The sequence below is a fragment of the Congregibacter sp. genome, assembly GCF_047617445.1.
GTDB lineage: Bacteria > Pseudomonadota > Gammaproteobacteria > Pseudomonadales > Halieaceae > Congregibacter.
Genome location: NZ_JBLGBE010000130.1, coordinates 1 through 5,016 on the forward strand (window position 1 = coordinate 1; position 5,016 = coordinate 5,016).

The 5,016-nt window shown below is 55.4% G+C and carries 5 protein-coding genes; 3 read left to right on the plus strand and 2 right to left on the minus strand.

Annotated features, from left to right (window positions below):
- On the plus strand, positions 1 to 350 hold a 350-nt coding region (locus ACI9KD_RS16790; RefSeq protein ID WP_414982319.1), incomplete at its 5' end, for a DUF481 domain-containing protein.
- Positions 351 to 357: 7 nt separating this feature from the next.
- On the opposite strand, the gene ACI9KD_RS16795 is transcribed toward ACI9KD_RS16790, so the two are convergent.
- The gene (locus tag ACI9KD_RS16795) at positions 358 to 1,416 is read right to left on the minus strand and encodes a 3-deoxy-7-phosphoheptulonate synthase (RefSeq protein ID WP_414982320.1); all 1,059 of its coding nucleotides are present in this window, start codon (positions 1,414 to 1,416) and stop codon (positions 358 to 360) included.
- 65 nt (positions 1,417 to 1,481) lie between these two features.
- Positions 1,482 to 2,972: an MFS transporter gene (locus tag ACI9KD_RS16800; protein ID WP_414982321.1), complete on the minus strand. Its 1,491-nt coding sequence runs from the start codon at positions 2,970 to 2,972 to the stop codon at positions 1,482 to 1,484.
- A 60-nt stretch (positions 2,973 to 3,032) separates the two neighbouring features.
- Here ACI9KD_RS16800 and nei point away from each other — a divergent pair, with 60 nt between their 5' ends.
- Together nei and ACI9KD_RS16810 are read left to right on the plus strand one after the other, a co-directional pair.
- Positions 3,033 to 3,857, plus strand: a complete 825-nt coding sequence (gene nei, locus ACI9KD_RS16805) for an endonuclease VIII (RefSeq protein WP_414982322.1) — start codon at positions 3,033 to 3,035, stop codon at positions 3,855 to 3,857.
- A partial coding sequence (locus tag ACI9KD_RS16810) for a ribonuclease J (RefSeq protein WP_414982323.1) occupies positions 3,839 to 5,016 on the plus strand: 1,178 nt, incomplete at its 3' end. The genes nei and ACI9KD_RS16810, both read left to right, overlap by 19 nt.

Here is a 5,016-nt window from a genome sequence, read left to right on the forward strand (position 1 = left end):
AGTTCTTTACCGATCCGGTGTTCGCGCTTGAGGCCGAAACAGGTCTTGCGTACATCACGGAAGATTTTATCAGCGATGAGGATCGGGAGTATCTAGGTAGTACCTGGGACGTCCGTATGCAGAGCACCTATCTCGGCGGCGATTCTCGCATGTACATCAATCACAAGGGCATCTGGAACCTAGATGAGGCGTCCAATATTGTTCTGAATACGACTTTCGGACTCGCGTTCCCCTTACTCTACGGTGTAGAAGCCTCAGCAGAACTCGTGCTCGATCTCAACACTGGCGCCGTAGCAGGCACCGAAGAGCTTGATCAAACCTACCGTGTTCGTATCGGCTACACCTGGTAAGCAGGCTCTAAAGCCTTGCCCGGCGCACGGCCGCGGCAAGGCTGTCTAGAACGGGCAAGGTCTCTTCGAGGGACAAACAGGCATCCGTAATGCTCTGCCCGTAGCGTAGGGATTCTCGCGGCCCAATGGCCTGATTGCCAGCAACGAGGTGGCTCTCCAGCATGACACCGCGCAGCGCAGACTGCCCTTGCTCGATCTGATCGCTAAGATCTGCCGCAACGATCGCCTGACGCTGTGGGTCTTTCTCACTATTACCGTGACTACAATCGACAATGACACCGGGTTCTAGATTCGCTGCTGTCATGGCCGTCGCAGCTGCAGTTACTGCTGCGGCGTGGTAATTGGGTCCACTGGACTTGCCGCCACGCAGGACGAGATAGCTGTGAGGGTTGCCATCGGACTGCAGAATTGCCGGAGTACCCTCTCGGGTCAACGACGGAAACCAGTGACTGTGATTGGCGCTGCGAATCGCATCGATGGCCACGCCTACGTCACCGTTTGTGGCGTTCTTAAAACCCACGGGCATGGACAAACCTGAGGCCAATTCCCGGTGAATCTGGCTTTCTACCGTCCGTGCGCCAATAGCCGCAAAGCTCACAAGATCGGCGTAGTACTGACCAAAGATGTTATCCAAAAACTCACTGGCGGCAGGTAAGCCCAGACTGGCCACGTCCTGCAGAACGTTCCGGGCGAGGCGCAGGCCTTTGTTGATATGAAAGCTGCCATCCAGGTCCGGGTCGTTGATCAGTCCTTTCCAGCCGACGACGGTTCTCGGTTTTTCAAAGTACACACGAAGCACTGGCAGGAGCGCGTCGTTAAGATCAAGGCAATGTGACTTGAGGGCTGCTGCAAACTCCAACAGTGCCGCCGGGTCATGCACGGAGCAGGGCCCCACAATCACCAATAGCCGAGGGTCTTTACCCGACAGTACGTCTTCAATTTGTCCTCGGGCCGTACTGACCGTCGCGGCCTGCGCGTCAGAGAGAGGCTGCTCATCGGCAAGCACCCAGGGCGTGATCAAGGGCTGTGCCTGACGGATGCGCGTATCGTAAATAGCTTGATTCATGGTTTGGACCGTGAGGTTCTGAGGCGCGCATTTTGCGCCGCGTGACGTCTACTCACAAGCCCGATTCAGGGCGGTGAGGCGGCTGCGCGCTCGCCAAGCATGCGCTGCAGGTCGGCTACGCGCGCTCGGCTGATCGTAATTCTTGTGGAAAACAGCAGTGCGAGGAGCATGCCCGGGAGAGATCCCAGTCCAAAAGCGATAACCAACCCATCGAGGATAGAATCGTCCAATGATCCCGGCAACATACCTGATTCAAGTCCGATAAGGTCCAGCGCGAGACCGCCATACAAAGGACCGAATACGGTAGCGAACTTCTGTGCAAAATTGCTCGCTGCGAAGAAACCCGCTTCCTGACGCATGCCGTGATCCCACTCATGCTCGTCGCTAAGGTCTGCGATGATGGACTGCGCTTGGATGCCGCGCATTAAAAAACAGTACATAAAGATCAACATAAAGACCAGGTTCAGCGCGAACCAAAGTTCGCCATTGTCGGGTAGTAATCCAAGTATGTGCAGCGGGTATAGCCAGAGGCAGTTAAGGATCAAACCGACTGTTGATAGCTGTAGTAACTGATACTTCTCAAGATGGCGTCCCAGTGGACGCAGGCTAAGCATAACCAAAGCCACCGCGAGGAGGCTCGGCAGGGACAAGATGATCGAAACCTCTTTAGCATCAAATTCCCAGTAGTAGGTCCAGACCAACATGTTGAGCGCCGATATCGCGCCGAAGCTCGCCATCACCGATAGTTCAAAGCCAATCAAGTAGCGAAAGCTGCGATTACCCAGGGTGCGCAGGAGGTCTTGGGTGAGTGTATTGCCCGCGTGTCGAGGCGGAGGTATGGGCTGCGTATGTGAAGGGCGTGCGTAGCGGCGTGTTCCGAAGGTCGTGATACTCGCGAGTAACCAACAGACCGCGCAAGAAAAGGCCCCATAAATGGGATAGTTGCCTTGCACAAAGCGACCGTCGTCACCCCCACTGGACTGAAAAATCAGCGTAAGTGCTACGGCCGGGATCAATACCGAAAACAAAAACATATAAGCTAGTCGCGCACCGAGGATCTGACTGCGACCTTGATAATCGTTGGTGATTTCGGCGGAGAGGGCGAGGTGCGGGATGGAAAATGTCGTGACAAAGGTGCGCACCCAGAGGGACCAGAAAAGAAGCCAGGCTGCGAGAAGCGCATCGGAGCCCAACAGCGCATCAGGTGGGGAGAACAAGCCGATAAAGCCCAGTCCCAAAGGAACAATACTTAAGGCCATATAGGGATGGCGCCGGCCATGTTTGCTGCGCAAACGGTCCGATAGGGTGCCAACGAGCGGGTCTGAGACCGCGTCCCAGATGAGGCTCAGAGCGACAATCAGCCCAGTAAGCGTGCCGTTGAGTCCAAGCACCTGAGTGTAGAACAGCAGGATGAACATCGTGTAGGCCGCTTCTTTGACGGCGTACACAGCGCCCCCGGCGCCATAAATAAGACGGGTACTTAGTGGGGGCATGACGTTACCGCTGGCATGCTCGGAGTCTGTGTTGCCAAGGGGAAGAAGTAAAGTATCACCCATCCTCAAGCGACGCTTGTGCGTATGGATCACACAGCAGATGTAACAAGGACATGCAGACTAATGCCCGAGGGCCCAGAAATACGCCGTGCGGCGGATCGTATCGCCGACGTACTGGTTGATGAGACCATTGAGGCGGTGGCATTTGCCTTTCCGGAACTGCAACGATTTGAAGTCTCACTTACGGGTCAACGGGTCATGGAGATTGAAACGCGCGGCAAAGCTTTGCTGACGCACTTCGATAACGACTATGCTATTTACTCGCATAACCAGCTTTATGGCGTTTGGAAAATTGTTAAGCGAGGTAAGACGCCCGCTACCAATCGATCCCTGCGCCTTGCGCTGCACACGGCGAGTCACAGCGCATTGCTGTATAGCGCCTCGGATATCAGCGTGTGGGCTCGCGACGATTTGGGTATGCATCCTTTTCTTGCAACACTGGGCCCAGATTTGCTGTCCGCCCAATTGAGTTGGCAAGACATCAGCGAGCGTCTCCAGATGCAGCGATTTGCAGGCCGTTCTTTGAGTGCACTGTATCTGGATCAACATTTTCTGGCGGGCAGCGGCAACTACCTGCGTTCAGAAATTTTGTTTTGTGCAGGCTTGTATCCTAAGCGACGGCCTTGTGACCTCAGTAAAGCTGAGCGGGGCTCTCTGGCCAGGGAAACCCTGAAATTGCCTCGGCGCAGTTATGAAACTGGCGGTATTACCTTGCCAGCACGCTTAGCCGCATCTCTCAAAAAAACCGTCAAGGGCTTTGAGCGTCGACGCTTCTTTGTATTTGGCAGGGACGAACGGCCTTGTTATCAATGTGGGGACACTATCCGCAGAGACAGCATGGGCAGCCGACGCATTTATTGGTGCCCTACTTGTCAGCCACAACCATGATCCCGGGTGTGAAGGACTTGTGGTTTCTACCGCTTGGAGGCTGCGGTGAAATTGGCATGAACCTGAATCTTTACGGGCACGATGGCGCCTGGCTTATGGTGGACTGCGGTATCACTTTTGAACGGGACTCCACAAGAATCCGCCCTCGAGTTCAGACGCCGGATCCCCAGTTTATTGTCGATCGCAAGGACTCTCTTGCAGGAATTGTACTGACCCACGCCCACGAAGATCACATCGGCGCTTTACCGCTGCTATGGGAGCGCTTTCCCGTGCCCGTGTACACCACACCTTTTACGGCGGAAGTATTGCGACGAAAAGCAGCCGGGCGTGGGGGCAAGGTGCCCAGCCCTCTTATTGAGTGCATTCCTGGTGATGAGCAGTCCATTGGACCTTTCGATGTCCGTTGGTTACCTATTACACACTCCACACCCGAGACCTGTGCACTGCATATTCGCTGCGCGGCGGGTAGCCTGCTGCACACCGCGGATTGGAAAATTGATAAAGCCCCGCAAGTCGGTCCTGCCTTCTCGCCCGAGCTCTTTGCCGCTACTGGGGAGAGTCGCCTTGATGCCGTGATCTGTGATTCCACGAATGCAGTCGTACCGGGTCACTCCGTGAGTGAAGTTGCTGTGAGAGATGGTTTGTTAAAAGCCGTGGCTGGCTGTAAGGGGCGAGTGGTCGTAGCCTGCTTTGCCAGTAACATCGCCCGGTTACACAGCTTGTTTTATGTGGCGGAAAAAACACAGCGCTATCTGGGCTTGCTGGGACGATCTTTGCAGACCATGCACTCCGCTGCCTTGAGTGTTGGACTGCTAAGCCGCTCAAAGCGTTTGATCGAAACAGGACATCTGGGCTACCTGCCCAAAGATGAAGTCCTGGTTGTAGCTACCGGTAGCCAGGGAGAGCATGGGGCTGCTTTGCAGCGTCTGGCGGCGGGATCGCATCACCAGCTAGAGCTAGAATCTGGCGATACCCTAATACTCAGTTCCCGGGTGATTCCGGGCAATGAAGAGTCAGTGGAAAGGCTCTTGCAGCGCTTTCGTGCTCAGGGCATTCACATTATCGACGCGGACAGCGCAGCAGAGCCTGTTCACGCGTCCGGTCATCCCTGCGCCGACGAGCTCGCGTCGATGTATCAATGGTTGAGACCCCGACTGGC

What these genes read in the sequence shown, in the direction of transcription:
- ACI9KD_RS16795 (WP_414982320.1), bottom strand. Translation starts at nt 1,416, where the DNA reads ATGAATCAAGCTATTTACGATACGCGCATCCGTCAGGCACAGCCCTTG.
- ACI9KD_RS16800 (WP_414982321.1), bottom strand. Translation starts at nt 2,972, where the DNA reads ATGGGTGATACTTTACTTCTTCCCCTTGGCAACACAGACTCCGAGCAT.
- nei (WP_414982322.1), top strand. Translation starts at nt 3,033, where the DNA reads ATGCCCGAGGGCCCAGAAATACGCCGTGCGGCGGATCGTATCGCCGAC.